We start from the raw sequence: 25,477 nt of genomic DNA on the forward strand, positions 1-25,477 counted from the left end.
TGTGGGTAGCTGCTCCCTGGTGGCGGTCGTCCTCGTCGGGCGACATCTGGTGCCTGTTCGTCGCGTCAGCTCCGGCCCGGTCCCCCGCGGCTGACGGCCGTCCCGGCCTGCGCCGCCTCCTACACCTCTCCGCCACTCGAAGCCCGCCCCTCAGTCGGCAGCCCGCCCAGCCCTCGGCCTCCCAGTCATCAGTCTCCCGGCTTCGCGCCTCCGAGCCCCGCCTCCGGCCCGACGCCCAGACCCCCGACCGCCGGCTGCCGTCCTCGCCGTAGCCCCAGCCCCCAGGGACCAGCCCCCAACCCCGCCCCTCAGCCCAAGCGCGCCCGGCACTCCCGCCGCGCCGAGCCCACCCCGGCACGCCCCCAACCACCCAGTCCACATCCCGGGACCCCGCCCAAACCCATTCGCATCCCCACCCCCTTCCTCCCATACGCTTGTCCCGTGACCCCCGTCGAGCTGTCCCGTACCGTGCTGTGCGCGGTGCGTCGTGCTGTCGATGACGGGGAGCTGCGGGTCACCGTGCCGGAGCGGGCTGTGGTTACCGCCCCCGGGCCAGGTGGCTGTGGCGACTACGCCACCAACATCGCGCTTCAGCTGGCCCGCCCGGCGGGACAGCCGCCACGGCAGGTCGCCGAGATCCTCAAGGCGCGGCTCGCCGGCAGCGACGGGGTCCGTGACGTCGTCGTCACCGGGCCCGGGTTCCTCAACATCAGCCTCAGCGAGACCGCGCCCACCGCCCTTGTCGCAGAGATCCTGCGGCGCGGGCCGCGTTATGGGTTCGCGGACGGGCCCACCGGTCAGCTGGTGCAGCTGCACTGTCCGCACGAGATCCGTGCCGTCGTCGTCATGGAAGCCGTCGCCCGGCTGCTGCGCGCACAGGGCGCCCTCGTCCGTACGAGCTGCGAGGCCCGGCCCGAGGCGGAGTGGGAGGCCGCGCTCGGCGTACACGTCGATGCGTCCGGGCAGCCCGGCGTCTCCGGCGGCGCCGCGCCCCTCGACGTCAACGTGCGTCCCGTCCCGGCGCCCGCCGACCCCGTTCCGCTCGGCCGCGACGCCGCCCGCTGGGCCCTGCTGCACCCCGCCGCCCACGACCGGCCCCGCATCAGCGACGACCACCTCGTACAGCGCGAGAGCAACCCTCTCTTCCGCGTCCGTTACGCCTACGCCCGCACCCGAGCCCTCAGCCGCAATGCCGCCGACCTGGGGTTCAGCGCCGAACCCGGGGACATGCGGCCCGAAGCTGTCACCGCGCTACCTGGGGGCCTCGGGCCCGAAGCCGTCACCCCGCTACCCGGGGGCCTCCGGCCCGAAGCCGTCACCCCGCCACCCAAGGAGCCTCGGCCCGGAGCTGTCACCCCGCCACCCAAGAACCCTCGGCCCGAAGCCCGCACCCCGCTCCCGGATCACCCTCTCGATGCGGCGGCACCGGCCCCGGCGGCAGCGCACGGCCCCGCCGACCTGGGCTTCGACGCCGGCCCCGGGGACGTGCGGCCCGAAGCCGTCACCCCGCTACCCAGGGTCCCACCCCACGGATCCCCCACCCCACCCCACGGATCCCCCACCCCCCCATGGCAAGAAGTAGTAACCCTGCTGGCGGATCACCCCCGTGTGCTGGCCCAAGCGGCAGCGCACCGTGCTCCTGACCGTCTCGCCCGGCACCTCGTCAGCGTCGCCGATGCCGTTCTGCCCGTGTTGTCCGGTGTCCTCCCGTCAGGTGGGGAGAAACCCTCGGCCGCCCACCGTGCCCGGCTCGCTCTTGCCGAAGCCGTCGGGACGGTGCTGGCCGGTGGCCTGTCCCTGCTCGGCATCGACGCACCCGACCATCTCTGAGAGAGCCGAAGAGAAGCAATGAGCCGTTCCGCACACCCCGCCGGGCCCCGTCACGCCGACGTCCTTCCCGAGGGGCACTACTCGGCGCCGCCCGCCGACCTCAACGCCCTCGACCCCAAGGTGTGGGCCCAGACCGTGGCCCGCGGGGCCGACGGCGTGGTCACCGTCGGCGGTGTCGACGTGAAGACCCTCGCCGAACAGCACGGCACCCCGGCCTACTTTTTGGACGAGGCCGACTTCCGGGCCCGGGCCCGTGCCTGGCGCGGTGCCTTCGGGGCCGACGCCGACGTCTTCTACGCCGGGAAGGCGTTCCTCTCCCGCGCCGTCGTGCGGTGGCTGCACGAGGAGGGGCTCAACCTGGACGTGTGCTCCGGGGGCGAGCTGGCCACCGCCCTCTCCGCCGGCATGCCCGCCGACCGCATCGCCTTCCACGGCAACAACAAGTCCGAGGTGGAGATCCGCCGGGCCATCGAGGCCGGGGTCGGGCGGATCGTCCTCGACTCCTTCCAGGAGATCGTCCGCGTCGCCCACATCGCGCAGGAACTCGGCAAGCGGCAGCGGGTGCAGATCCGGATCACCGTCGGGGTCGAGGCCCATACGCACGAGTTCATCGCCACCGCCCACGAGGACCAGAAGTTCGGTATCCCGCTCGCCGGGGGGCAGGCCGCCGAGGCCGTGCGGCGGGCCCTGCGGCTCGACGGGCTGGAGCTCATCGGGATCCACAGCCACATCGGTTCGCAGATCTTCGACATGTCGGGCTTCGAGGTCGCCGCGCACCGTGTCGTCGGGCTGCTCAAGGACATCCGTGACGAGCACGGGGTCGAGCTGCCCGAGATCGACCTCGGCGGTGGCCTCGGCATCGCTTACACGAGCGACGACGATCCCCGTGAGCCGCACGAGATCGCCAAGGCGCTCACCGAGATCGTCACGCGGGAGTGCGAGGCGGCCCGCCTGCGCACCCCTCGCATCTCCGTCGAGCCGGGGCGGGCCATCGTGGGCCCCACCGCCTTCACGCTCTACGAGGTCGGCACCGTCAAGCCGCTCGACGGGCTGCGGACGTACGTCTCCGTCGACGGCGGCATGTCCGACAACATCCGTACGGCGCTGTACGACGCCGAGTACAGCGTCGCCCTGGTGTCCCGGACGAGCGACGCGGCGCCGATGCTCGCGCGTGTCGTCGGCAAGCACTGTGAGAGTGGCGACATCGTCGTGAAGGACGCGTTCCTGCCCGCCGACCTGGCGCCGGGTGACCTCATCGCCGTACCGGCGACGGGTGCGTACTGCCGGTCCATGGCCAGCAACTACAACCACGTGCTGCGCCCGCCGGTCGTCGCCGTCCACGAGGGCGAGTCCCGGGTCATCGTCCGGCGGGAGACGGAGGAGGACCTCCTGCGTCTCGACGTGGGGTGACTCCGGGAGCGAGCGTCGGGTGACTCCGGGAGCGAGTGCCGGGTGACTCGGGTTTTGGGTGACTCATGGCTCGGGGGACCCTGGAAGACCCTAGAAGGTCCGGGGTGCAAGATCTCCTGTCTGCCACCCCGGTACAAATGAAATAGATGTCTCACGATCCGGACGAAGGGCAGAAACTCCCGTCCGGTGAGTGAGACTGGTGCAACCGTAGACGGTATGAGGAAACGAGGTCGGATGATGCGTACGCGTCCGCTGAAGGTGGCGCTGCTGGGCTGTGGAGTGGTCGGCTCAGAGGTGGCGCGCATCATGACGACGCACGCCGACGACCTCGCCGCCCGGATCGGCGCTCCCGTGGAGCTCGCGGGCGTGGCCGTACGGCGGCCCTCCAAGGTCCGTGAGGGCATCGACCCGGCGCTGGTCACCAGCGACGCCACCGCGCTCGTCAAGCGCGGCGACATCGACGTGGTGGTCGAGGTCATCGGGGGGATCGAGCCTGCTCGTACCCTCATCACCACGGCCTTCGAGCACGGCGCCTCCGTCGTCTCCGCCAACAAGGCGCTCCTCGCCCAGGACGGCGCCGCCCTGCACGCCGCCGCCGAGCAGCACGGCCGTGACCTCTACTACGAGGCCGCCGTCGCCGGCGCCATCCCGCTGATCCGGCCGCTGCGTGAGTCCCTCGCGGGGGACAAGGTCAATCGCGTGCTCGGCATCGTCAACGGGACGACCAACTTCATCCTCGACAAGATGGACTCGACGGGCGCCGGCTATCAGGAGGCCCTCGACGAGGCCACCGCCCTGGGGTACGCGGAGGCCGATCCCACCGCCGATGTCGAGGGCTTCGACGCCGCCGCCAAGGCCGCCATCCTCGCCGGTATCGCCTTCCACACGCGGGTGCGCCTCGACGACGTCTACCGCGAGGGCATGACCGAGGTGACCGCGGCCGACTTCGCCTCCGCCAAGGAGATGGGCTGCACCATCAAGCTGCTCGCCATCTGTGAGCGGGCCCAGGACGGTGAGTCCGTCACCGCGCGCGTGCACCCCGCGATGATCCCGCTGACCCATCCGCTGGCCTCCGTGCGCGGCGCGTACAACGCCGTGTTCGTGGAGTCGGACGCCTCCGGTCAGCTCATGTTCTACGGCCCCGGCGCGGGCGGTGCTCCCACCGCGTCCGCCGTGCTCGGCGACCTCGTCGCCGTCTGCCGCAACCGGCTCAGCGGGGCAACGGGGCCCGGCGAGTCGGCGTATGCCGCCCTGCCGGTGTCGGGGATGGGTGAGGTTGTCACCCGCTACCACATCAGCCTTGACGTGGCGGACAAACCGGGTGTTCTCGCTCAGGTGGCGACCGTGTTCTCGGAGCACGGAGTGTCCATCGATACGGTTCGCCAGCAGGGCAAGGACGGCGAGGCATCCCTTGTCGTCGTCACCCACCGTGCGTCCGACGCGGCCCTGAACGGCACCGTCGAGGCGCTGCGCAAGCTCGACACCGTGCGGGGTGTCGCCAGCATCATGCGGGTTGAAGGAGAGTAACCAGCAATGACCCACCAGTGGCGCGGAATCATCGAGGAGTACCGGGACCGGCTGCCCGTCTCCGACACCACGCCGGTCGTGACGCTCCGCGAGGGCGGCACGCCGCTCGTGCCCGCGCAGGTGCTCTCCGAGCGCACGGGCTGCGAGGTCCACCTCAAGGTGGAGGGCGCCAACCCGACCGGGTCCTTCAAGGACCGCGGCATGACGATGGCCATCACCCGGGCGAAGGAGGAGGGGGCCAAGGCTGTCATCTGTGCCTCCACCGGCAACACCTCCGCCTCCGCCGCCGCCTACGCGGTGCGCGCGGGCATGGTGTCGGCCGTACTCGTCCCGCAGGGCAAGATCGCGCTCGGCAAGATGGGCCAGGCCCTCGTGCACGGTGCGAAGATCCTCCAGGTCGACGGCAACTTCGACGACTGCCTCACGCTCGCCCGCGACCTGAGCGACAACTACCCCGTGGCGCTGGTCAATTCGGTCAATCCGGTGCGTATCGAGGGGCAGAAGACGGCGGCCTTCGAGATCGTGGACATGCTGGGTGACGCCCCCGACATCCACGTCCTGCCGGTGGGCAACGCGGGCAACATCACCGCGTACTGGAAGGGGTACAAGGAGTACGCCGCCGACGGTGTGTCGCAGCGGACCCCGCGCATGTGGGGCTTCCAGGCCTCCGGCTCCGCGCCCATCGTGCGCGGCGAGGTCGTCAAGGACCCGTCGACCATCGCCACCGCGATCCGCATCGGCAACCCGGCGTCCTGGCAGTTCGCGCTCGCCGCGCGGGACGAGTCCGGCGGGTTCATCGACGAGGTGACGGACCGTGAAATCCTGCGCGCCTACCGCCTGTTGGCCGCGCAGGAGGGCGTCTTCGTCGAGCCCGCGTCCGCCGCGTCCGTCGCCGGTCTGCTGAAGGCCGCCGAGCTGGGCCTGGTCGACCCGGGCCAGCGCATCGTCTGCACCGTCACCGGCAACGGCCTCAAGGACCCCGACTGGGCCGTCGCCGGCGCCCCGCAGCCCGTCACCGTCCCGGTCGACGCGCCGACGGCGGCCGAGCGGCTCGGTCTGGCGTAAACGGCACCGAACCGTCGCAGCGACGCCCCAGCCGCAGCAGCGGGGCCACGCCCCGTCGTACGGGGCTCGCGTCGGCGAGTAAGAGGGCGCCCACCTGGGGAAGTTCTCTACGGGGGGTGCATAGGGGGCTTACGACACGCATCGTGCGCCTCCTGTGCGCCCTATGTCGCCACAGAACCTGTCTTCGATAGGCTGTACTGAACCCGCCCGCCGCATATGCCTCCGCATGGGGCTCGGTGCCGCGCCGTCTCCGTGGCCCGTACAGCGGCCCCAGGGGTTCTCGTAAGTCATCGAATGTCTTCGACAATCACGCAGCTCAAGGAGAGTCATCGAGCGATGGCCGGTCCAGCGTTCCGCGCCGCCGCCGTCCGGGTGCGCGTCCCCGCCACCAGCGCCAACCTCGGCCCGGGCTTCGACGCCCTCGGCCTGTCGCTGGGGCTCTACGACGACGTCGTCGTCCGGGTGGCCGACACCGGGCTGCACATCGACATCGCGGGTGAGGGCAGCGAGACGCTGCCGCGCGACGAGAACCACCTTCTCGTACGTTCCCTGCGCACCGCCTTCGACCTGCTGGGCGGACAGCCGCGCGGCCTGGAGATCGTCTGCGCCAACCGCATCCCGCACGGCCGTGGCCTCGGCTCCTCCTCGGCCGCCATCTGCGCCGGCATCGTCGCCGCACGAGCCGTGACGATAGGCGGTGAGGCCAAGCTCGACGATCCGGCGCTGCTGGAGCTCGCCACCGAGATCGAGGGCCACCCCGACAACGTGGCGGCCTGTCTGCTCGGTGGCTTCACTCTCTCCTGGATGGAGGGCGGCGCCGCGCGGGCCATCAGGATGGATCCGGCCGATTCCATCGTTCCGGTGGTTTTCGTGCCCGGAAAGCCGGTCCTCACCGAGACCGCGCGCGGACTGCTCCCGCGCACCGTGCCGCACGTCGACGCCGCCACCAACGCGGGCCGTGCCGCCCTGCTCGTCGAGGCCCTGACCAGGCGCCCCGAGCTGCTGCTGCCCGCCACCGAGGACCGGCTCCACCAGGAGTACCGCGCCCCCGCGATGCCGGAGAGCGCGGCGCTGGTGGAGCGGCTGCGGGCCGATGGAGTCCCGGCGGTCATCTCCGGCGCGGGTCCCACCGTGCTGGCGCTGGCCGACACCGAGAGCGCCGACAAGGTGGCCCATCTGGCGGGCGACGGCTGGGCCGCGAACCGGCTCGAGCTGGATGCTCAGGGAGCGAGCGTGCTGCCGCTTGCGACCTGAGACACGGTTGCCGGATTTCGAGAGGGGGAATGTTTGTTGGATCCGGTAGTGTTAACCTCAAGTCTGCACCCGACCCCACCATGGCGAGGTGCTTCGTGTCCCCGTCCGGGACAGACCTTCTTCCGGGAGCCTCCCAAGCCGCACTGTGTTCCGTACGACGTACGCGGGCAGTACCTCGTACGCGAGCACTGAGCGACTTGCCGGGCACGCTCCGGAACCGACGCGACCGAGCCGCGTGACACAGACACTCAGTGCCACGGCTCTGGGAAGCGTCATCACCAGATATTCCTCCGCCGCCATAGGCGGACCACCGCCCCGGCACGGTCCACACACCAGGGACCGAAGTCGGACAGCACAACCGGTCGCCGAGCCAGACAGGCCGACGTCCGCTCCAGGGAAGGACCCTTCGTGAGCGACACCACCGATCTGATGGGCGCACGTGTCGAGGAGACCGCTGCCGCGCCCGCCACGGACGCCTCCGCGCCTGCCACCGGTGCCGGCTCCCGGCGGCGCCGCGGTACCGGCCTCGAGGGCATGGTGCTGGCCGAGTTGCAGCAGGTCGCATCCGGCCTCGGCATCAGGGGCACCGCGCGCATGCGCAAGAGCCAGCTGATCGAGGTCATCAAGGAGGCGCAGGCCGGGGGAGGTGCCGCGGCTCCCAAGGCTGAGGCCGCCACCGAGACCAAGCCGAAGCGCCGCGCCACCTCCAAGGCTCGCACCGGCGAAGACGCCGAGAAGAAGGCGGACAAGGCGGCTGCGGCCCCTGCCGAGAAGGCCGTGGCCCAGCAGCAGATCGAGATCCCCGGCCAGCCGGCCGGCGGCCCCTCCCGCAGCAGCGCTGCCGAGCGTGGCGCGGACGCCGAGCGCGAGGACGCGCCGGCCGAGCGCCGCCGCCGCCGTGCCACCGCCGACGCGGGCAGCCCGGCGGGCGCCCCGGAGACGGTCGCCGCCGAGGCGAAGAGCGAGCCGAAGGCCGAGACGCCCGCACAGTCGCAGGGCCAGCAGGGCGACGCCAAGGGCGAAGCCGGTGAGGGCGGCGAGGGCCGCCGTCGCGACCGCCGTGAGCGCGGCCGGGACCGTGACCGCGGTGAGCGCGGTGACCGTCGTAAGGGCGACGACCAGCAGGGCGGCGGCCGTCAGGGCCAGCAGCAGGGCGGCGGCCGTCAGGACCGCCAGCGTGACAACGGCCCGCAGGACGACGACGACTTCGAGGGTGGCCGCCGTGGCCGCCGCGGGCGTTACCGCGACCGCCGTGGCCGTCGTGGCCGCGACGAGGTGCAGGAGCCGCAGATCGCCGAGGACGACGTCCTGATCCCCGTCGCGGGCATCCTGGACATCCTCGACAACTACGCGTTCATCCGTACGTCGGGCTACCTGCCGGGCCCCAACGACGTGTACGTCTCCCTCGCCCAGGTCCGCAAGAACGGCCTGCGCAAGGGTGACCACATCACCGGTGCGGTCCGTCAGCCCAAGGAAGGCGAGCGGCGCGAGAAGTTCAACGCGCTGGTCCGCCTGGACTCCGTGAACGGCATGGCGCCCGAACACGGCCGTGGCCGCCCGGAGTTCAACAAGCTCACCCCGCTGTACCCGCAGGACCGGCTCCGTCTGGAGACCGACCCGGGCGTGCTGACCACCCGCATCATCGACCTCGTGTCGCCGATCGGTAAGGGCCAGCGCGGTCTGATCGTGGCCCCGCCGAAGACCGGTAAGACCATGATCATGCAGGCGATCGCCAACGCGATCACGCACAACAACCCCGAGTGCCACCTGATGGTCGTCCTCGTCGACGAGCGTCCGGAAGAGGTCACCGACATGCAGCGGTCGGTGAAGGGCGAGGTCATCTCCTCGACCTTCGACCGTCCGGCCGAGGACCACACCACGGTCGCCGAGCTCGCCATCGAGCGCGCCAAGCGTCTGGTGGAGCTGGGCCACGACGTGGTCGTGCTGCTCGACTCCATCACGCGTCTGGGCCGTGCCTACAACCTGGCGGCGCCCGCCTCCGGCCGCATCCTGTCCGGTGGTGTCGACTCGACGGCCCTCTACCCGCCGAAGCGCTTCTTCGGTGCGGCCCGCAACATCGAGGACGGCGGCTCGCTGACCATCCTCGCCACCGCCCTGGTGGACACCGGGTCCCGCATGGACGAGGTGATCTTCGAGGAGTTCAAGGGCACCGGCAACATGGAGCTCAAGCTCGACCGCAAGCTCGCCGACAAGCGCATCTTCCCGGCGGTGGACGTCGACGCGTCCGGTACCCGTAAGGAAGAGATCCTGCTCGGCAACGAGGAGCTGGCGGTCGTCTGGAAGCTGCGCCGGGTGCTGCACGCGCTCGACCAGCAGCAGGCGATCGAGCTGCTTCTCGACAAGATGAAGCAGACCAAGTCGAACGTCGAGTTCCTGATGCAGATTCAGAAGACGACGCCGACGCCCGGGAACGGCGACTAGCCACTGCGCGGGTCCCCGCGCCCGAGGGCATCGAGGCCGCCCCACGTCACTGGATGACGTGGGGCGGCCTTTTGCCGCTCGCCGCTCGGTGGGGAAGGGCGCGGCGGCCACCTTCCAGGCCCGTACGCCCGGCGGCACGCGTTATCCGTACAAGGGCACCACAAAGGCCACAAGCGAGATCTTTGCCACAGGAATCCTGCTCCCCGGCGGCTGTCGGCGGTACCGCATCCACGGCTGAAACCGCAGGTGAGAGGGGTGGTGCCCCGGCCGTCGCTGCCCTGCCGCGCCCGCCGCCGCCGAAGCGGTGGGCATGGTCGTTCGTGCAACCCTCTTCCGGGTTTCCCCGTCTGACCGGACGGGGCGACGATGGTGTGGTACGAGCCGAATTGCCATGCCTGTCCCTGAAAGCAGGGGGTAACCGACCGGACGAGAACCGAGGAGCAGAGTGTCCGCCGAGAGCACGCCGGAGCCCGGCATACCGGGTGATACCGGCACCAAGGGTCCGCGCCGCCGAGCCAAGGGCCGACGCAGAAGGCCCCGCGACAAACGCAAGGGCCTGATGATCGCGGCCTGGACGGCCGCCGGGATCGTGGTCCTGGGCGGCACCGGAGCCGGGTATCTGTACTTCAAGCTCAACGGCAACATCAAAAGCGTCGACATCGACCAGGCCCTCGGCACCGACCGTCCGGACAAGGTCGACAACGGCTCCGAGAACATCCTCGTCCTCGGCTCCGACACCCGCTCCGGCAGCAACAAGGCGCTCGGGGGAGGCGCGGACGACGGCAGTGCTCGCTCGGACACCGCGATGATCGTGCACGTCTACGAGGGCCACAAGAAGGCCAGCGTGGTCTCCATCCCGCGCGACACCCTCATCGACCGGCCCACGTGCACGGACACCGAGGGCGGCAAGCATGACGCGGCGTCCGGCGTGATGTTCAACGAGTCGTACTCCACGGGCGGAGCGGCGTGCTCCGTGAAGACGGTGGAGTCGATCACCGGCATCCGCATGGACCACTATCTGGAGGTCGACTTCGCCGGCTTCCAGAAGCTCATCGACGAGCTCGGCGGCGTAGAGGTCACCACCACCGAGAAAATCAAGGACCCCGACAGCCACCTCGACCTCGAGGCCGGCAAGCACCGGCTCACCGGCGAGCAGGCCCTCGGCCTGGTCCGCACCCGGCACGGCGTCGGCGACGGCTCCGACCTGGGCCGCATCCAGCTCCAGCAGGCCTTCGTCAAGGCGCTGATCAACCAGGTCAGGGACATCAACCTGTTCGGCGACCCGAAGCGGCTCTACAACTTGGCCGACACCGCCACGAAGACCGTCACGACCGACTCCGACCTCGGCTCGGTCAACAGCCTCATGTCCTTCGCGAACGGCCTCAAGGGCATCGGCTCCAAGGACATGACCATGGTCACCATGCCGGTCCGGTACGACCCGGCGGACCCGAACCGGGTGCTCGTCGCCGAGTCGCAGGCCGAGCAGGTGTGGAAGGCCCTGAAGAACGACGAGCCGATCCCGAAGTCGGCCACCAAGGGCACGGCGACCGGCGATGCCAAGGATGTCGTCAGCGCCGGTTAGGGGCGCGGGGAACCGCACGAGCGACCCGGGCGGGCCCGCGGGGAATAGATGGGGGCCACCCCCGGTTTTGGGGGATGGCCCCAGTCCTGGCAGACTGGTACGTCGGTTCCGGTTCACGCTCCCGCATCCCGCGGCGGCGACCCGGCGCCCTCCCGAAACTAGGAGACACCTTGAAGCGCGACATCCACCCCGAGTACGTCGAGACGCAGGTCAGCTGCACCTGTGGCGCGTCGTTCACCACCCGTAGCACGATCGCCAGCGGCACCATCCGTGCCGAGGTCTGCTCCGAGTGTCACCCGTTCTACACGGGCAAGCAGAAGATCCTCGACACCGGTGGCCGTGTGGCCCGCTTCGAGGCCCGCTTCGGCAAGGCAACTGCCGGCTCCAAGAAGTAGCGAGCTCCAATCCGCCGGTCCACGGCCGCGCCCTTCATCAGGCGCGCCGGGACCGGCGTTTTTGGTCGCCCGCCCTTCACAGCCGTAACCCCACAGGAGCCCCAAGATGTTCGAGGCCGTCGAGGACCTGGTCGCTGAGCACGCCGACCTGGAGACGAAGCTCGCCGACCCGTCGGTCCACGCCGACCAGGCGAACGCGCGCAAGCTGAACAAGCGCTACGCCGAGCTCACCCCGATCGTCGCCACGTACCGCTCCTGGAGGCAGACGGGCGACGACATCGAGACGGCCCGTGAACTGGCCGCCGACGACCCGGAGTTCGCCGCCGAGGTCAAGGAGCTGGACAAGCAGCGCGAGGAGCTGACCGAGAAGCTCCGCCTGCTGCTCGTCCCGCGCGACCCCAGTGACGACAAGGACGTCATTCTGGAGATCAAGGCGGGAGCCGGCGGTGACGAGTCCGCGCTCTTCGCCGGGGACCTGCTGCGCATGTATCTGCGGTACGCCGAGCGCGTCGGCTGGAAGACCGAGATCATCGACTCCACCGAATCCGAGCTCGGCGGCTACAAGGACGTCCAGGTCGCGGTGAAGACCAAGGGCGGACAGGGCGCGACCGAGCCCGGGCAGGGTGTGTGGGCCCGGCTGAAGTACGAGGGCGGTGTGCACCGCGTGCAGCGCGTGCCCGCCACCGAGTCCCAGGGCCGTATCCACACCTCCGCGGCCGGTGTGCTGGTCACGCCCGAGGCCGAGGAGATCGACGTCGAGATCAACCCGAACGACCTCCGCATCGACGTGTACCGGTCGTCCGGCCCGGGCGGGCAGTCCGTCAACACCACCGACTCCGCGGTGCGCATCACGCACATTCCGACCGGAGTCGTCGCCTCCTGCCAGAACGAGAAGAGCCAGCTGCAGAACAAGGAGCAGGCGATGCGTATCCTGCGCTCCAGGCTGCTCGCAGCGGCGCAGGAGGAGGCGGAGAAGGAAGCCGCCGACGCCCGCCGCAGCCAGGTCCGCACCGTCGACCGCTCCGAGAAGATCCGTACCTACAACTTCCCGGAGAATCGCATCTCGGACCACCGCGTCGGCTTCAAGGCGTACAACCTGGACCAGGTCCTGGACGGCGACCTCGACGCGGTGATCCAGGCCTGCGTCGACGCGGACTCGGCGGCGAAGCTGGCGGCTGCCTAGGACGTACGTACGCACGTACGAGTACGACACGGAGGACTTGCGTGCAGCAATTCATTGGGGGGCGACCCTCAAGCCCCCGCAGCGTGCTGCTCGCGGAGGTGGCACAGGCCACCCAGCGGCTGGCCGACGCCGGCGTGCCCTCGCCGCGCACCGACGCGGAGGAGCTCGCCGCGTTCGTGCACGGCGTGAAGCGGGGCGAGCTGCACTCCGTGAAGGACGCGGACTTCGACGCCCGGTACTGGGAGGTCATCGCCCGCCGTGAGCAGCGCGAACCGCTCCAGCACATCACCGGGCGGGCGTACTTCAGGTACCTCGAACTCCAAGTCGGGCCCGGGGTGTTCGTGCCCCGCCCCGAGACCGAGTCCGTGGTGGGCTGGGCCATAGACGCGGTGCGGGCGATGGACGTCGTCGAGCCCTGCATCGTCGACCTGTGCACGGGTTCCGGCGCCATCGCGCTCGCCCTCGCCCAGGAGGTTCCGCGCTCGCGTGTGCACGCCGTGGAACTGTCCGAGGACGCCCTGCGGTGGACCCGTAAGAACGTGGAGGGGTCCAGGGTCGACCTGCGGCAGGGCAACGCCCTGGACGCCTTCCCCGACCTGGACGGCCAGGTCGACCTGGTCATCTCCAACCCGCCGTACATCCCGCTGACCGAATGGGAGTACGTCGCTCCCGAGGCGCGGGACTACGACCCCGAACTCGCCCTGTTCTCGGGCGAGGACGGCCTCGACCTCATCCGCGGTCTGGAACGGACCGCACACCGGCTGCTGCGCCCGGGCGGTGTCGTCGTCATCGAGCACGCCGACACCCAGGGCGGACAGGTGCCGTGGATCTTCACCGAGGAACGGGGCTGGGCCGACGCGGCCGACCACCCCGACCTCAACAAACGCCCGAGGTTCGCGACCGCCCGCAAGGCGCTGCCGTGACCGCACCCCGCACTTCAGTCCCGCAGTACGTGTACTTCGTGTACGAGGAGGCCCGCTAGACATGGCACGGCGATACGACACCAACGACGCGACGGACCGCACGACGGGTCTGCGCGAAGCCGCGTCCGCTGTCCGCCGAGGCGAGCTCGTGGTCCTCCCGACCGACACGGTGTACGGCATCGGGGCCGACGCGTTCGCCAAGGAGGCGGTGGGCGATCTGCTGGAGGCCAAGGGGCGGGGCCGCAACATGCCCACTCCGGTGCTGATCGGTTCCCCGAACACCCTCCACGGCCTCGTCACCGACTTCTCCGAGCTCGCCTGGGAGCTGGTGGACGCGTTCTGGCCGGGCGCGCTGACGCTGGTCGCCAGGCACCAGCCGTCTCTTCAGTGGGACCTGGGTGACACCCGGGGCACGGTTGCCGTGCGCATGCCACTGCACCCGATCGCCATCGAGCTGCTGACGGAGGTCGGCCCGATGGCCGTGTCGTCGGCGAACCTGACCGGCCACCCGGCGCCGGAGGACTGCGACGCCGCACAGGAGATGCTCGGCGACTCGGTCTCCGTCTACCTGGACGGCGGCCCCACCCCCGGCAACGTCCCGTCGTCGATCGTCGACGTCACCCGTGAGGTGCCGCTGCTCCTGCGCGCGGGCGCCCTCTCGGCGGAGGAGCTGCGCAAGGTCGTACCCGACCTCGAGGTGGCCAATTGACAGCCCCTGAGGCGGGGCGTGGCATAGGCAACGGGGAAAGCGCGACGGAGATCACGACGACCTTCGTGGGACTCCCGCGCGACTGCTTCCGCATCCTCCACGTCAGCACCGGCAACGTGTGCCGCTCGCCGATCACCGAGCGGCTGACCCGTCATTTCGTGGCGCAGCGGCTCGGCGTACTGGGCGGCGCGCTGATCGTGGAGAGCGCTGGCACCTGGGGCCACGAGGGCGCGCCCATGGAGGCCAACGCGGAGACCGTCCTCGCCGACTTCGGCGCGGACGCCTCCGGCTTCGTCGGCCGCGAGCTCCTCGACGAGCACGTCATCATGGCCGACCTGGTCCTGACGGCGACCCGCGACCACCGTGCCCAGGTCATCTCCATGGGCCACTCGGCGGGCCTGCGCACCTTCACCCTCAAGGAGTTCACCCGCCTGGTGAAGGCCATAGACCCGGCGACGCTGCCCCCGCTCCAGGACGGCGTGGTCTTCCGCGCGCGGGCCCTGGTGCGCGCGGCGGCGGCTCTACGCGGGTGGCTTCTCGCACCGACGGTGGAGGCGGACGAGGTGTACGACCCGTACGGGGCGCCGCTCACGTTCTTCCGGTCGGTGGGGGACGAGATACATGAGGCGCTGGATCCGGTGGTGACGGCACTCACCGGTGTCCCCGCGAGGACGTAACAACACAGGGCGTCCCTGTCGTCCCGGGCCTACATTGGACCTACGTCACCGTCGACGCACGTCCGGAGCCCACCATGACGGTCACCCATGCCATCGAGGCCGACATCCTGCGCCGGCAGGACCCGCAGCTCGCCGACGTCCTGCTCGCGGAGCGGGCACGGCAGTCGACGACGCTCCAGCTCATCGCCGCGGAGAACTTCACCTCGCCGGCCGTGCTGGCAGCCCTGGGGTCGCCGTTGGCCAACAAGTACGCGGAGGGGTATCCGGGCAGCCGGTACCACGGCGGGTGCGAGATGGCCGACATCGCCGAGCGGCTCGCGGTGGAGCGCGCCGAGCTGCTGTTCGGCGCCGAGCACGCCAACGTGCAGTCCCACTCGGGCTCTTCGGCCGTCCTCGCCGCGTACGCCGCCCTGCTGCGCCCCGGCGACACCGTCCTCGCGCTCGGGCTGCCGTACGGCGGGCATCTCACGCACGGCTCGCCCGCCAACTTCTCCGGGCGCTGGTTCGACTTCGTCGGCTACGGGGTGGACGCCGAGACCGGGCTCATCGACTACGACCAGGTGCGCACGCTGGCCCGCAACCACCGGCCCAAGGCCGTCGTGTGCGGGTCCATCGCCTACCCGCGCCACATCGACTACGCCCTCTTCCGCGACATCGCCGACGAGGTGGGCGCGTATCTCATCGCCGACGCCGCCCACCCGATGGGGCTCGTCGCCGGGGGAGCGGCGCCGAACCCGGTGCCGTACGCCGATGTGGTGTGCGCCACCACCCACAAGGTGCTGCGCGGCCCGCGCGGCGGCATGATCCTGTGCGGCTCGGACCTCGCCGAGCGCGTCGACCGGGCTGTGTTCCCGTTCACGCAGGGCGGCGCCCAGATGCACACCATCGCCGCGAAGGCCGTCGCGTTCGGCGAGGCGGCGACCCCGGCGTTCAAGGCGTACGCCCATCAGGTGGTCGCCAACGCCCGGGCGCTGGCGGCCGGCCTCGCGGCGGAGGGGCTGGTCGTCACCACCGGCGGCACCGACACCCACCTGATCACGGCCGACCCCGCCCCGCTCGGCGTGGACGGCCGGGACGCCCGCGGCCGGCTCGCGGCGGCCGGGATGGTGCTGGACTGCTGCGCGCTGCCGCACGGCGACGCCCGGGGGGTGCGGCTCGGGACGGGGGCCGTGACCACGCAGGGCATGGGGGAGACGGAGATGGCGCGGATCGCTCAGTTGCTGGCGGGTGTGCTGCGGGAGGAGACCGAGACCCAGAAGGCACGTGAAGAAGTGCGGGAGCTGGCCGGTAGATTTCCCCCGTATCCCGCCTGAGGCGGGGTAGGCGCACCCGGGCACACAGCCACACGTGCAACCATCGTCGCTACCCGGAAGTCCCCACACATATGCGTCACGTCGATGTCCGTCGCTAGGGTGTGGGGCTGAGATGGCCAGCGAGACCTGTGGGGAAGCCCGTGCGTGAATACCTGCTGACGCTCTGCATCACGGCCGCGGTGACGTATCTGCTGACAGGGCCGGTACGTAAATTCGCGATCGTGGCCGGAGCGATGCCGGAGATCCGGGCACGGGACGTGCACCGGGAGCCCACTCCGCGCCTCGGCGGGATCGCGATGTTCTTCGGCCTGTGCGCGGGCCTGCTGGTCGCCGACCATCTCACCAACCTCAGTGTCGTCTTCGAGAAGTCCAACGAACCGCGGGCGCTGCTCTCCGGAGCCGCGCTCATCTGGCTGATCGGTGTCCTGGACGACAAGTTCGAGATCGACGCGCTGCTCAAGCTGGGCGGCCAGATGATCGCCGCGGGCGTCATGGTCATGCAGGGCCTGACGATCCTGTGGCTGCCCATTCCGGGTGTCGGCACGGTCGCGGTCACCCAGTGGCAGGGCACCCTGCTGACGGTGGCGCTGGTCGTGATCACCATCAACGCGGTCAACTTCGTCGACGGCCTCGACGGCCTGGCGGCGGGCATGGTGTGCATCGCGTCCGCGGCGTTCTTCATGTACGCCTACCGGGTCTGGTACGGCTACGGCATCGAGGAGGCGGCCCCCGCGACGCTGTTCGCGACGATCCTGATCGGCATGTGCATCGGCTTCCTGCCGCACAACATGCACCCGGCGCGGATCTTCATGGGGGACTCCGGCTCGATGCTCATCGGCCTGGTGCTGGCGGCCGGCGCCATCTCCATCACCGGGCAGATCGACCCGGACCGGATGAACCTGTTCTCCGGTTCGGAACGCGCCACCGTGCACCAGATGGTGCCCGCCTACATCCCGCTGCTGATGCCGTTGACGATCATCGCGGTCCCGGCCGCCGACCTGATCCTGGCGATCGTGCGCCGCACCTGGCGCGGCCAGTCGCCGTTCGCCGCCGACCGGGGCCACCTCCACCACCGCCTGCTGGAGATCGGCCACTCGCACAGCCGCGCGGTGCTGATCATGTACTTCTGGTCGGCCCTGATCGCCTTCGGCGCCCTCGCCTACTCCGTCAACTCGGCGTCCATGTGGATCGTGCTCGGCGTGGTGTTCCTCAGCGCCATCGGCCTGATCCTCCTCCTGCTCCCCCGCTTCACTCCACGCGCCCCACGCTGGGCCGAGTCCTTCGTACCGCCTCGGTACCGCCGCCGCGGGGCCGTCTCGGAACCGGCGGGGGAGGGGGCTGGCACCGGTTCGGGCGAGGGACAGACCGAGAGCGCCGAGTCCGCCGAAGCCGTCGAGTCCGAGGAACACTCACGCACGCCGGTCTCCGCCGGCGTCCCGCGCGCCAACGGAGCGACCGCGCTCGGTGGCCGTTCCCGGCTGCTGGACGGCCGGAAGGCCGGAACGTCGCGCTGACGCGTCAAGGCGAAGATCTCGTCCAAGGTAAGAATCTGACTAGAGCATTGCCAAGCCATGGGGGAGCGAAGCGGTCGATACCAGACAAGTCGGCTGTGATTCTGCACATACGCGCGCTGTCACTCTCATGTGTGACGGCTGGCACACGCCCAGGTAAAGACCTCATCAAATAGTTTGTGATACGGTTCACGAGAACCCCCCGGATAGAGCCGAAGGACCGCAGTGCGACGGTCCACCGGTGTGAGGTGCTCTCTCAGCCCGGGACTACGCTCGTCCATGACGACACCCCTGCCCCCTGTGAAAGCGGAGTTGCCGCCATGCCGTCCAATGACGCCCGGAATCTTCTGCAGTGCGCTGTGCCCACAGCGGCCGCCGGTGCCGTCGTGGTCGCCGTCAGTGGTGTGGTGACCGGAGGCAAGGGAGCCGTCGGAGCGGCCGTCGGGACGCTGCTGGCCATCCTCTTCATGGGAATCGGCCTCTTCGTTCTGCAGTGGACGGCAAAAACGCTCCCGCAGTTGTTCCAGGCCATGGGGCTGATGCTCTACGGCGCCCAGTTGCTGCTGCTCCTGATCTTCGCCGCCGTCTTCAAGGACACCTCTCTCTTCCACCCGAAGACGTTCGCCATCGGGCTCGTCGTCGCGACCGTCGTATGGATGGCCGCGCAGGCCCGTGCGCACATGAAGGCCAAGATCTTCTACATCGACCCGGACTCGGCGAAGGATGAGAAGCCCGAGAAGACCGGGTCGTCGTCGTGACGAGTAGGGGCGCGATAAAGGGCAGTACGAACTCCTGCTATCGTCCGGTGCCAACTGCGGCATCGCGGGCGCGGGCATCTGAGCTGACGCCTGCACGAACGCGAGGCTCGATGCCCCCCAGCCGCCCTCACATCCGTAACACCAGTCCAGTGCCGATCCGCGGCTGCGCGCCGCGCCGACACAACGAGGTTGCCGTACCCATGCGTCACGCCGAAGGAGCCCGCGGTGAGTGCTGACCAGACCCAGCTCGCCTTTGACTGGAGCTGTCGGATCATGTCCGACGGGTGTGGTTTTCCGGCACCGGGCCTGCACTCGTTCCTCTTCAAGCCGATTGCCACGGTTGGAGGGTTCGAGTTCAACAAGGTGATGTTGCTCGCCATCATCACCACCGTCCTCGTCATCGGCTTCTTCTATGCGGCCTTCGGCAAGGCCAAGATGGTGCCGGGCAAGCTGCAGATGGTCGGTGAGGCGGGCTACGACTTCGTGCGCCGCGGCATCGTCTACGAGACCCTCGGTAAGAAGGAGGGCGAGAAGTACGTACCGTTCATGGTCTCGCTCTTCTTCTTCATCTGGATCATGAACATCTGGTCCGTGATCCCGCTCGCGCAGTTCCCGGTCTCCTCGATCATCGCGTTCCCGGCGGTCCTCGCAGTGATCGTCTACGTGACCTGGGTCTCGCTGACCTTCAAGCGGCACGGCTTCGTCGGGTTCTTCAAGAACGTCACCGGTTACGACAAGTCGCTCGGCGCGGTGCTGCCGCTCGTGATGATCATCGAGTTCTTCTCGAACCTGCTGGTCCGTCCGTTCACGCACGCGGTGCGACTGTTCGCCAACATGTTCGCCGGTCACCTGATGCTGGTGATGTTCACCGTCGCCTCCTGGTACCTGCTGAACAGCTGGATGATCCCGGCGGCCGGCGTCTCCTTCGTGATGACCATCGCCATGATCGGCTTCGAGCTTTTCGTGCAGGCAGTCCAGGCGTACGTCTTCGTACTCCTCGCCTGCACGTACATCCAGGGCGCTCTCGCTGAGCACCACTGAGCCCCAACCCACCCCCGGTCGTCCGGTGGCCAACCCCCACCGGTCCGTTAAGAGAAGGAAGATTCAGCATGGCTGCCACTGAGACCCTTGCCGCTGTCTCCGGTTCCATCGGTTCCGTCGGTTACGGCCTCTCGGCTATCGGCCCCGGCATCGGCGTCGGCATCATCTTCGGTAACGGCACCCAGGCCCTGGCCCGTCAGCCCGAGGCCGCCGGCCTGATCCGCGCCAACCAGATCCTCGGCTTCGCCTTCTGTGAGGCGCTCGCCCTCATCGGCATCGTCATGCCGTTCGTCTTCGGTATCGACTAAAGACTCCCTACCGACATCGACGAAAGGCACTGATGTGATCGCCAACCTGGTACAGCTGGCGGCCGAGGAGGAGCAGAACCCGCTCGTCCCGCCGGGCCCCGAGCTGCTCGTCGGCACCATCGCCTTCGCCATCGTGTTCTTCTTCTTCTGGAAGAAGCTGCTTCCGAACATCAACAAGGTTCTGGAAGAGCGCCGCGAGGCGATCGAAGGCGGTATTGAGAAGGCCGAAGCGGCGCAGGTCGAGGCCCAGAGCGTGCTCGAGCAGTACAAGGCTCAGCTCGCCGAGGCTCGGCACGAGGCCGCGCGTCTGCGCCAGGAGGCGCAGGAGCAGGGTGCCGCGCTCATCGCCGAGATGCGTGCGGAAGGCCAGCGGCAGCGCGAGGAGATCGTCGCCGCCGGTCACGCGCAGATCGAGGCCGACCGCAAGGCCGCGTCCTCCGCGCTGCGCCAGGACGTCGGCAAGCTCGCCACCGACCTGGCCGGCAAGCTCGTCGGCGAGTCCCTCGAGGACCACGCCCGGCAGAGCCGTGTCATCGACCGCTTCCTCGACGAGCTCGAGGAGAAGGCCGAGGCCGGACGATGAACGGAGCGAGCCGCGAGGCCCTGGCAGCCGCACGTGAGCGTCTTGACGCGCTGACGGACTCGACGTCCGTCGACGCGGCCCAGCTCGCTGACGAGCTGGCCGCCGTCACCGCGCTGCTCGACCGCGAGGTGTCGCTGCGTCGGGTCCTCACCGACCCGGCGCAGGCCGGCGAGGCCAAGGCCGAACTGGCCCAGCGCCTGCTCGGCGGACAGGTCAGCGGCGAGAGCGCCGACCTGCTGGCCGGCATGGTGCGCTCCCGCTGGTCGCAGTCCCGTGACCTGGTGGACGCGCTGGAGGAGCTGGCGGACACCGCCGACCTCACCGCCGCGCAGAAGGCGGGCACGCTCGACGACGTCGAGGACGAGCTGTTCCGGTTCGGCCGGATCGTGTCCTCCAGCACCGAGCTGCGCGCCGCGCTGACCGACCGCTCCGCCGCGAAGGCGGCCAAGGGCGAGCTGCTGCGCAGCCTGCTCGGCGGCCGGGCCAAGGCGACCACCGAGCGTCTGGTGACGCGTCTTGTGACCGCGCCGCGTGGACGTAGCCTGGAGTCGGGACTGGAGTCCCTGTCCAAGCTCGCCGCCGAGCGCCGGGAGCGCATGGTCGCCGTCGTCACCTCGGCGGTGCCGCTGAGCGACGTGCAGAAGCGACGCCTGGGCGCCGCGCTCGCGAAGCTCTACGGCCGCGCGATGCACCTCAACCTCGACGTGGACCCCGAGGTCGTCGGAGGCATCCGGGTGCAGGTCGGTGACGAGGTCATCAACGGCTCCCTCGCGGACCGCATCGAGGACGCCGGCCGCCGCCTGACGAGCTAGCGGCAACTTAATAGCAGTACGTACTGATGACGGCCCATGTTGGGCCGTGCAGAGGATTCACCTCCTAATGGGGGGAGTCCCCATCCCCCCAAAGTGAAACTTCGGGCCCAACAAGGAGAGCAGGGAACCCAGATGGCGGAGCTCACGATCCGGCCGGAGGAGATCCGGGACGCACTGGAGACCTTCGTCCAGTCGTACAAGCCGGACGCGGCCTCGCGCGAGGAGGTCGGTACGGTCACCCTTGCCGGCGACGGCATCGCGAAGGTCGAGGGCCTGCCCTCGGCCATGGCCAACGAACTGCTGAAGTTCGAGGACGGCACCCTCGGCCTCGCCCTCAACCTCGAGGAGCGCGAGATCGGTGCCATCGTCCTCGGTGAGTTCAGCGGCATCGAGGAGGGTCAGCCGGTGCAGCGCACCGGTGAGGTGCTCTCCGTGGCCGTCGGCGAGGGCTACCTCGGCCGCGTCGTCGACCCGCTCGGCAACCCGATCGACGGCCTCGGCGAGATCGAGACCAGCGGTCGTCGTGCCCTTGAGCTGCAGGCTCCCACGGTCATGCAGCGCAAGTCGGTGCACGAGCCGATGGAGACCGGCTACAAGGCCGTCGACGCGATGACCCCGATCGGCCGCGGCCAGCGTCAGCTGATCATCGGTGACCGCCAGACCGGCAAGACCGCCCTGGCCGTCGACACGATCATCAACCAGCGCGACAACTGGCGCACCGGCGACCCGAACAAGCAGGTCCGCTGCATCTACGTCGCCATCGGCCAGAAGGGCTCGACGATCGCGTCGGTCCGCCGCGCGCTGGAGGAGAACGGCGCGCTGGAGTACACGACCATCGTCGCCGCCCCGGCGTCCGACCCGGCCGGCTTCAAGTACCTGGCGCCGTACACCGGTTCGGCCATCGGCCAGCAGTGGATGTACGAGGGCAAGCACGTCCTCATCATCTTCGACGACCTCTCCAAGCAGGCCGACGCCTACCGCGCCGTGTCCCTGCTGCTGCGCCGCCCGCCGGGCCGTGAGGCCTACCCGGGTGACGTCTTCTACCTGCACTCCCGTCTGCTGGAGCGCTGCGCCAAGCTCTCCGACGACATGGGCGCCGGCTCGATGACCGGTCTGCCGATCGTCGAGACCAAGGCCAACGACGTCTCGGCGTTCATTCCGACCAACGTCATCTCCATCACCGACGGCCAGTGCTTCCTGGAGTCGGACCTGTTCAACGCCGGTCAGCGCCCCGCGCTGAACGTCGGTATCTCCGTCTCCCGAGTCGGTGGTTCCGCGCAGCACAAGGCGATGAAGCAGGTCTCCGGCCGGCTGCGCGTGGACCTCGCCCAGTTCCGTGAGCTGGAGGCGTTCGCCGCCTTCGGTTCCGACCTGGACGCCGCGTCGAAGGCGCAGCTGGAGCGCGGTCAGCGCATGGTCGAGCTGCTGAAGCAGGCCCAGTACGAGCCGATGTCCACCGAGGACCAGGTCGTCTCCGTGTGGGCCGGCACCACCGGCAAGATGGACGACGTGCCGGTCGGCGACATCCGCCGCTTCGAGAAGGAGCTGCTGGAGTACCTGCACCGCAAGGAGCAGGGCCTGATGACCTCCATCAAGGAGGGCGGCAAGATGTCGGACGACACGCTCACCGCCGTCGCCGACGCCATCGCGGAGTTCAAGAAGCAGTTCGAGACCGCGGACGGCAAGCTGCTCGGCGAAGAGGCCGGTCCGAAGGCGACCAACGCCTCCAAGTGACGTAAGGAAGGGACCTGACTCATGGGAGCCCAGCTCCGGGTCTACAAGCGTCGCATCCGATCCGTCACCGCGACCAAGAAGATCACGAAGGCGATGGAGATGATCGCCGCCTCGCGCGTCGTCAAGGCGCAGCGCAAGGTGGCGGCCTCCACGCCGTACGCGACCGAGCTCACCCGCGCGGTCACGGCGGTCGGCACCGGCTCGAACACCAAGCACCCGTTGACCACGCAGGCCGAGACGGTCACGCGGTCCGCGGTGCTGCTCCTCACGAGCGACCGTGGCCTCGCCGGCGCCTTCAACTCCAACGCCATCAAGGCGGCGGAGCAGCTGACCGAGCGCCTGGAGCGCGAGGGCAAGCAGGTCGACGTGTACATCGTCGGCAGGCGTGGTGTGGCGCACTACAACTTCCGTGAGCGCAAGATCGCGGAGTCGTGGAGCGGCTTCACCGACGAGCCCACGTACGCGGACGCCAAGAAGGTCGCGGCCCCGCTGATCGAGGCCATCGAGAAGGAGACGGCGGAAGGCGGCGTGGACGAGCTCCACATCGTCTACACCGAGTTCGTCTCGATGATGACGCAGCAGGCGCTGGACGCCCAGCTGCTGCCGCTGCGCCTCGAAGAGGTCGCGGAGGAGACCCACACCAAGGGTGAGATCCTCCCGCTGTTCGACTTCGAGCCCTCGGCGGAGGACGTCCTCGACGCCCTTCTGCCGCGGTACGTCGAGAGCCGGATCTACAACGCGCTGCTCCAGTCGGCCGCCTCCAAGCACGCCGCCACGCGGCGCGCGATGAAGTCGGCCACCGACAACGCGGGCGAGCTGATCAACACGCTCTCCCGTCTTGCCAACGCGGCCCGCCAGGCCGAAATCACCCAGGAAATCAGCGAGATCGTCGGTGGCGCGAGCGCCCTGGCCGACGCGACCGCGGGGAGTGACCGATAAATGACCACCACTGTTGAGACCGCGACGGCTACGGGCCGCGTCGCCCGGGTCATCGGCCCGGTCGTCGACGTGGAGTTCCCCGTCGACGCGATGCCGGACATCTACAACGCCCTTCACGTCGAGGTGGCCGACCCGGCCAACGCCGGCGAGAAGAAGACGCTGACCCTGGAGGTCGCCCAGCACCTGGGTGACGGCCTGGTCCGCACCATCTCCATGCAGCCCACCGACGGTCTGGTCCGCCAGGCCCCGGTCACCGACACCGGCGACGGCATCACCGTCCCGGTCGGCGACTTCACCAAGGGCAAGGTGTTCAACACCCTCGGTGAGGTGCTGAACGTCGACGAGCAGTACGAGGGCGAGCGCTGGTCCATCCACCGCAAGGCCCCGAACTTCGACGAGCTCGAGTCGAAGACCGAGATGTTCGAGACCGGCGTCAAGGTCATCGACCTTCTCACCCCGTACGTCAAGGGTGGAAAGATCGGTCTGTTCGGCGGTGCCGGCGTCGGCAAGACGGTGCTCATCCAGGAGATGATCTACCGCGTCGCCAACAACCACGACGGTGTGTCGGTGTTCGCCGGTGTCGGTGAGCGCACCCGTGAGGGCAACGACCTCATCGACGAGATGAGCGAGTCCGGCGTCATCGACAAGACCGCGCTGGTCTTCGGTCAGATGGACGAGCCCCCGGGCACCCGTCTGCGCGTGGCCCTCGCCGGTCTGACCATGGCGGAGTACTTCCGCGATGTGCAGAAGCAGGACGTGCTGTTCTTCATCGACAACATCTTCCGCTTCACGCAGGCCGGTTCCGAGGTGTCGACCCTGCTCGGCCGTATGCCCTCCGCGGTGGGCTACCAGCCGAACCTGGCCGACGAGATGGGTCTCCTCCAGGAGCGCATCACCTCGACCCGTGGTCACTCGATCACCTCGATGCAGGCGATCTACGTCCCCGCGGACGACCTGACCGACCCGGCCCCGGCCACCACCTTCGCCCACCTCGACGCGACGACGGTTCTGTCCCGTCCGATCTCCGAGAAGGGCATCTACCCGGCCGTGGACCCGCTGGACTCCACGTCCCGGATCCTGGACCCGCGCTACATCGCGCAGGACCACTACAACACCGCCATGCGCGTCAAGGGGATCCTGCAGAAGTACAAGGACCTCCAGGACATCATCGCGATCCTCGGTATCGACGAGCTCAGCGAGGAGGACAAGCTGGTCGTCCAGCGTGCCCGCCGCGTCGAGCGCTTCCTGTCCCAGAACACGCACGTCGCCAAGCAGTTCACCGGTGTGGACGGTTCGGACGTGCCGCTGGACGAGTCGATCACCGCGTTCAACGCGATCTGCGACGGTGAGTTCGACCACTTCCCGGAGCAGGCGTTCTTCATGTGCGGTGGTCTCGAGGACCTCAAGAAGAACGCGAAGGAACTGGGCGTCTCCTGACGCACCGGTCTTCGTGAGCCATTGAGCTCTTGATGGAGGGGGCG

The 25,477-nt window shown here is 69.3% G+C and carries 22 protein-coding genes; all 22 read left to right on the forward strand.

The features are described 5' to 3' along the window. The first annotated feature begins 441 nt into the window (after positions 1-441). The 22 genes from nrtL to atpD all read left to right on the forward strand — a co-directional run bounded on the left by nrtL (position 442) and on the right by atpD (position 25,433). Complete coding sequence (gene nrtL, locus ACHBTE_RS24955; RefSeq protein WP_394726302.1) at positions 442-1,830, forward strand: ArgS-related anticodon-binding protein NrtL; 1,389 nt, start codon at positions 442-444, stop codon at positions 1,828-1,830. Between the two features lie 18 nt (positions 1,831-1,848). Further along, complete coding sequence (gene lysA, locus ACHBTE_RS24960; RefSeq protein WP_394726303.1) at positions 1,849-3,240, forward strand: diaminopimelate decarboxylase; 1,392 nt, start codon at positions 1,849-1,851, stop codon at positions 3,238-3,240. 234 nt (positions 3,241-3,474) lie between these two features. Further along, entirely contained in the window at positions 3,475-4,767 is a 1,293-nt protein-coding gene (locus ACHBTE_RS24965) for a homoserine dehydrogenase (RefSeq protein ID WP_394726304.1), read from the forward strand. Between the two features lie 6 nt (positions 4,768-4,773). Next, a complete protein-coding gene (gene thrC, locus ACHBTE_RS24970; protein WP_394726305.1) occupies positions 4,774-5,832 on the forward strand; it encodes a threonine synthase in 1,059 nt (352 codons plus the stop codon). Between the two features lie 336 nt (positions 5,833-6,168). Beyond that, positions 6,169-7,086, forward strand: a complete 918-nt coding sequence (gene thrB / locus ACHBTE_RS24975) for a homoserine kinase (RefSeq protein WP_394726306.1) — start codon at positions 6,169-6,171, stop codon at positions 7,084-7,086. Between the two features lie 408 nt (positions 7,087-7,494). Further along, on the forward strand, positions 7,495-9,528 hold the full coding sequence (gene rho / locus ACHBTE_RS24980) for a transcription termination factor Rho (RefSeq protein ID WP_394726307.1): 2,034 nt from the start codon (positions 7,495-7,497) through the stop codon (positions 9,526-9,528). A 445-nt stretch (positions 9,529-9,973) separates the two neighbouring features. Further along, positions 9,974-11,110, forward strand: a complete 1,137-nt coding sequence (locus ACHBTE_RS24985) for an LCP family protein (RefSeq protein WP_394726308.1) — start codon at positions 9,974-9,976, stop codon at positions 11,108-11,110. Between the two features lie 170 nt (positions 11,111-11,280). Further along, positions 11,281-11,505, forward strand: coding sequence for a 50S ribosomal protein L31 (rpmE, locus tag ACHBTE_RS24990; protein WP_380844621.1), 225 nt, complete (start codon positions 11,281-11,283; stop codon positions 11,503-11,505). Positions 11,506-11,611: 106 nt separating this feature from the next. Next, a complete protein-coding gene (prfA, locus tag ACHBTE_RS24995; protein WP_394726309.1) occupies positions 11,612-12,688 on the forward strand; it encodes a peptide chain release factor 1 in 1,077 nt (358 codons plus the stop codon). An 83-nt stretch (positions 12,689-12,771) separates the two neighbouring features. Continuing rightward, positions 12,772-13,611 carry a peptide chain release factor N(5)-glutamine methyltransferase gene (prmC, locus tag ACHBTE_RS25000; protein WP_394726310.1) on the forward strand — a complete coding sequence of 280 codons (840 nt, stop codon included), beginning with the start codon at positions 12,772-12,774 and terminating at the stop codon, positions 13,609-13,611. A gap of 61 nt (positions 13,612-13,672) precedes the next feature. Continuing rightward, positions 13,673-14,320 (forward strand): L-threonylcarbamoyladenylate synthase, encoded by a 648-nt coding sequence (locus ACHBTE_RS25005; RefSeq protein ID WP_394726311.1) that lies wholly within the window; start codon positions 13,673-13,675, stop codon positions 14,318-14,320. Continuing rightward, positions 14,317-14,997: a protein-tyrosine-phosphatase gene (locus ACHBTE_RS25010; RefSeq protein ID WP_394726312.1), complete on the forward strand. Its 681-nt coding sequence runs from the start codon at positions 14,317-14,319 to the stop codon at positions 14,995-14,997. The genes ACHBTE_RS25005 and ACHBTE_RS25010 overlap by 4 nt, the downstream gene beginning before the upstream one ends. A 74-nt stretch (positions 14,998-15,071) precedes the next feature. Next, positions 15,072-16,310, forward strand: a complete 1,239-nt coding sequence (glyA, locus tag ACHBTE_RS25015; RefSeq protein WP_394726313.1) for a serine hydroxymethyltransferase — start codon at positions 15,072-15,074, stop codon at positions 16,308-16,310. A gap of 140 nt (positions 16,311-16,450) precedes the next feature. Continuing rightward, positions 16,451-17,824 carry an MraY family glycosyltransferase gene (locus ACHBTE_RS25020; RefSeq protein ID WP_394726314.1) on the forward strand — a complete coding sequence of 458 codons (1,374 nt, stop codon included), beginning with the start codon at positions 16,451-16,453 and terminating at the stop codon, positions 17,822-17,824. 317 nt (positions 17,825-18,141) lie between these two features. After that, on the forward strand, positions 18,142-18,579 hold the full coding sequence (locus ACHBTE_RS25025; RefSeq protein WP_394726315.1) for a hypothetical protein: 438 nt from the start codon (positions 18,142-18,144) through the stop codon (positions 18,577-18,579). Positions 18,580-18,852: 273 nt separating this feature from the next. Next, the gene (atpB, locus tag ACHBTE_RS25030; protein ID WP_394726340.1) at positions 18,853-19,620 is read left to right on the forward strand and encodes a F0F1 ATP synthase subunit A; all 768 of its coding nucleotides are present in this window, start codon (positions 18,853-18,855) and stop codon (positions 19,618-19,620) included. Between the two features lie 68 nt (positions 19,621-19,688). Beyond that, on the forward strand, positions 19,689-19,928 hold the full coding sequence (locus tag ACHBTE_RS25035) for an ATP synthase subunit C (protein WP_030246434.1): 240 nt from the start codon (positions 19,689-19,691) through the stop codon (positions 19,926-19,928). Between the two features lie 34 nt (positions 19,929-19,962). Further along, a complete protein-coding gene (locus ACHBTE_RS25040) occupies positions 19,963-20,511 on the forward strand; it encodes a F0F1 ATP synthase subunit B (RefSeq protein ID WP_031485820.1) in 549 nt (182 codons plus the stop codon). After that, positions 20,508-21,323 carry a F0F1 ATP synthase subunit delta gene (locus ACHBTE_RS25045; protein WP_394726316.1) on the forward strand — a complete coding sequence of 272 codons (816 nt, stop codon included), beginning with the start codon at positions 20,508-20,510 and terminating at the stop codon, positions 21,321-21,323. The genes ACHBTE_RS25040 and ACHBTE_RS25045 overlap by 4 nt, the downstream gene beginning before the upstream one ends. Before the next feature lie 132 nt (positions 21,324-21,455). Then, positions 21,456-23,057 carry a F0F1 ATP synthase subunit alpha gene (gene atpA / locus ACHBTE_RS25050; protein ID WP_394726317.1) on the forward strand — a complete coding sequence of 534 codons (1,602 nt, stop codon included), beginning with the start codon at positions 21,456-21,458 and terminating at the stop codon, positions 23,055-23,057. Between the two features lie 21 nt (positions 23,058-23,078). Then, positions 23,079-23,996 (forward strand): F0F1 ATP synthase subunit gamma, encoded by a 918-nt coding sequence (locus ACHBTE_RS25055; protein WP_394726318.1) that lies wholly within the window; start codon positions 23,079-23,081, stop codon positions 23,994-23,996. Next, positions 23,997-25,433, forward strand: a complete 1,437-nt coding sequence (gene atpD, locus ACHBTE_RS25060; RefSeq protein WP_394726319.1) for a F0F1 ATP synthase subunit beta — start codon at positions 23,997-23,999, stop codon at positions 25,431-25,433. Positions 25,434-25,477: the final 44 nt, after the last annotated feature.

Source organism: Streptomyces sp. M41 (assembly GCF_043673425.1).
In the GTDB taxonomy this organism is placed as follows: domain Bacteria; phylum Actinomycetota; class Actinomycetes; order Streptomycetales; family Streptomycetaceae; genus Streptomyces.

What these genes read in the sequence shown, in the direction of transcription:
- ACHBTE_RS25035 (WP_030246434.1), top strand. Translation starts at nt 19,689, where the DNA reads ATGGCTGCCACTGAGACCCTTGCCGCTGTCTCCGGTTCCATCGGTTCC.
- glyA (WP_394726313.1), top strand. Translation starts at nt 15,072, where the DNA reads ATGACGGTCACCCATGCCATCGAGGCCGACATCCTGCGCCGGCAGGAC.
- thrC (WP_394726305.1), top strand. Translation starts at nt 4,774, where the DNA reads ATGACCCACCAGTGGCGCGGAATCATCGAGGAGTACCGGGACCGGCTG.
- prfA (WP_394726309.1), top strand. Translation starts at nt 11,612, where the DNA reads ATGTTCGAGGCCGTCGAGGACCTGGTCGCTGAGCACGCCGACCTGGAG.
- atpA (WP_394726317.1), top strand. Translation starts at nt 21,456, where the DNA reads ATGGCGGAGCTCACGATCCGGCCGGAGGAGATCCGGGACGCACTGGAG.
- ACHBTE_RS25055 (WP_394726318.1), top strand. Translation starts at nt 23,079, where the DNA reads ATGGGAGCCCAGCTCCGGGTCTACAAGCGTCGCATCCGATCCGTCACC.
- lysA (WP_394726303.1), top strand. Translation starts at nt 1,849, where the DNA reads ATGAGCCGTTCCGCACACCCCGCCGGGCCCCGTCACGCCGACGTCCTT.
- atpB (WP_394726340.1), top strand. Translation starts at nt 18,853, where the DNA reads ATGTCCGACGGGTGTGGTTTTCCGGCACCGGGCCTGCACTCGTTCCTC.
- ACHBTE_RS25005 (WP_394726311.1), top strand. Translation starts at nt 13,673, where the DNA reads ATGGCACGGCGATACGACACCAACGACGCGACGGACCGCACGACGGGT.
- ACHBTE_RS25025 (WP_394726315.1), top strand. Translation starts at nt 18,142, where the DNA reads ATGCCGTCCAATGACGCCCGGAATCTTCTGCAGTGCGCTGTGCCCACA.
- ACHBTE_RS24965 (WP_394726304.1), top strand. Translation starts at nt 3,475, where the DNA reads ATGATGCGTACGCGTCCGCTGAAGGTGGCGCTGCTGGGCTGTGGAGTG.
- thrB (WP_394726306.1), top strand. Translation starts at nt 6,169, where the DNA reads ATGGCCGGTCCAGCGTTCCGCGCCGCCGCCGTCCGGGTGCGCGTCCCC.
- ACHBTE_RS25045 (WP_394726316.1), top strand. Translation starts at nt 20,508, where the DNA reads ATGAACGGAGCGAGCCGCGAGGCCCTGGCAGCCGCACGTGAGCGTCTT.
- atpD (WP_394726319.1), top strand. Translation starts at nt 23,997, where the DNA reads ATGACCACCACTGTTGAGACCGCGACGGCTACGGGCCGCGTCGCCCGG.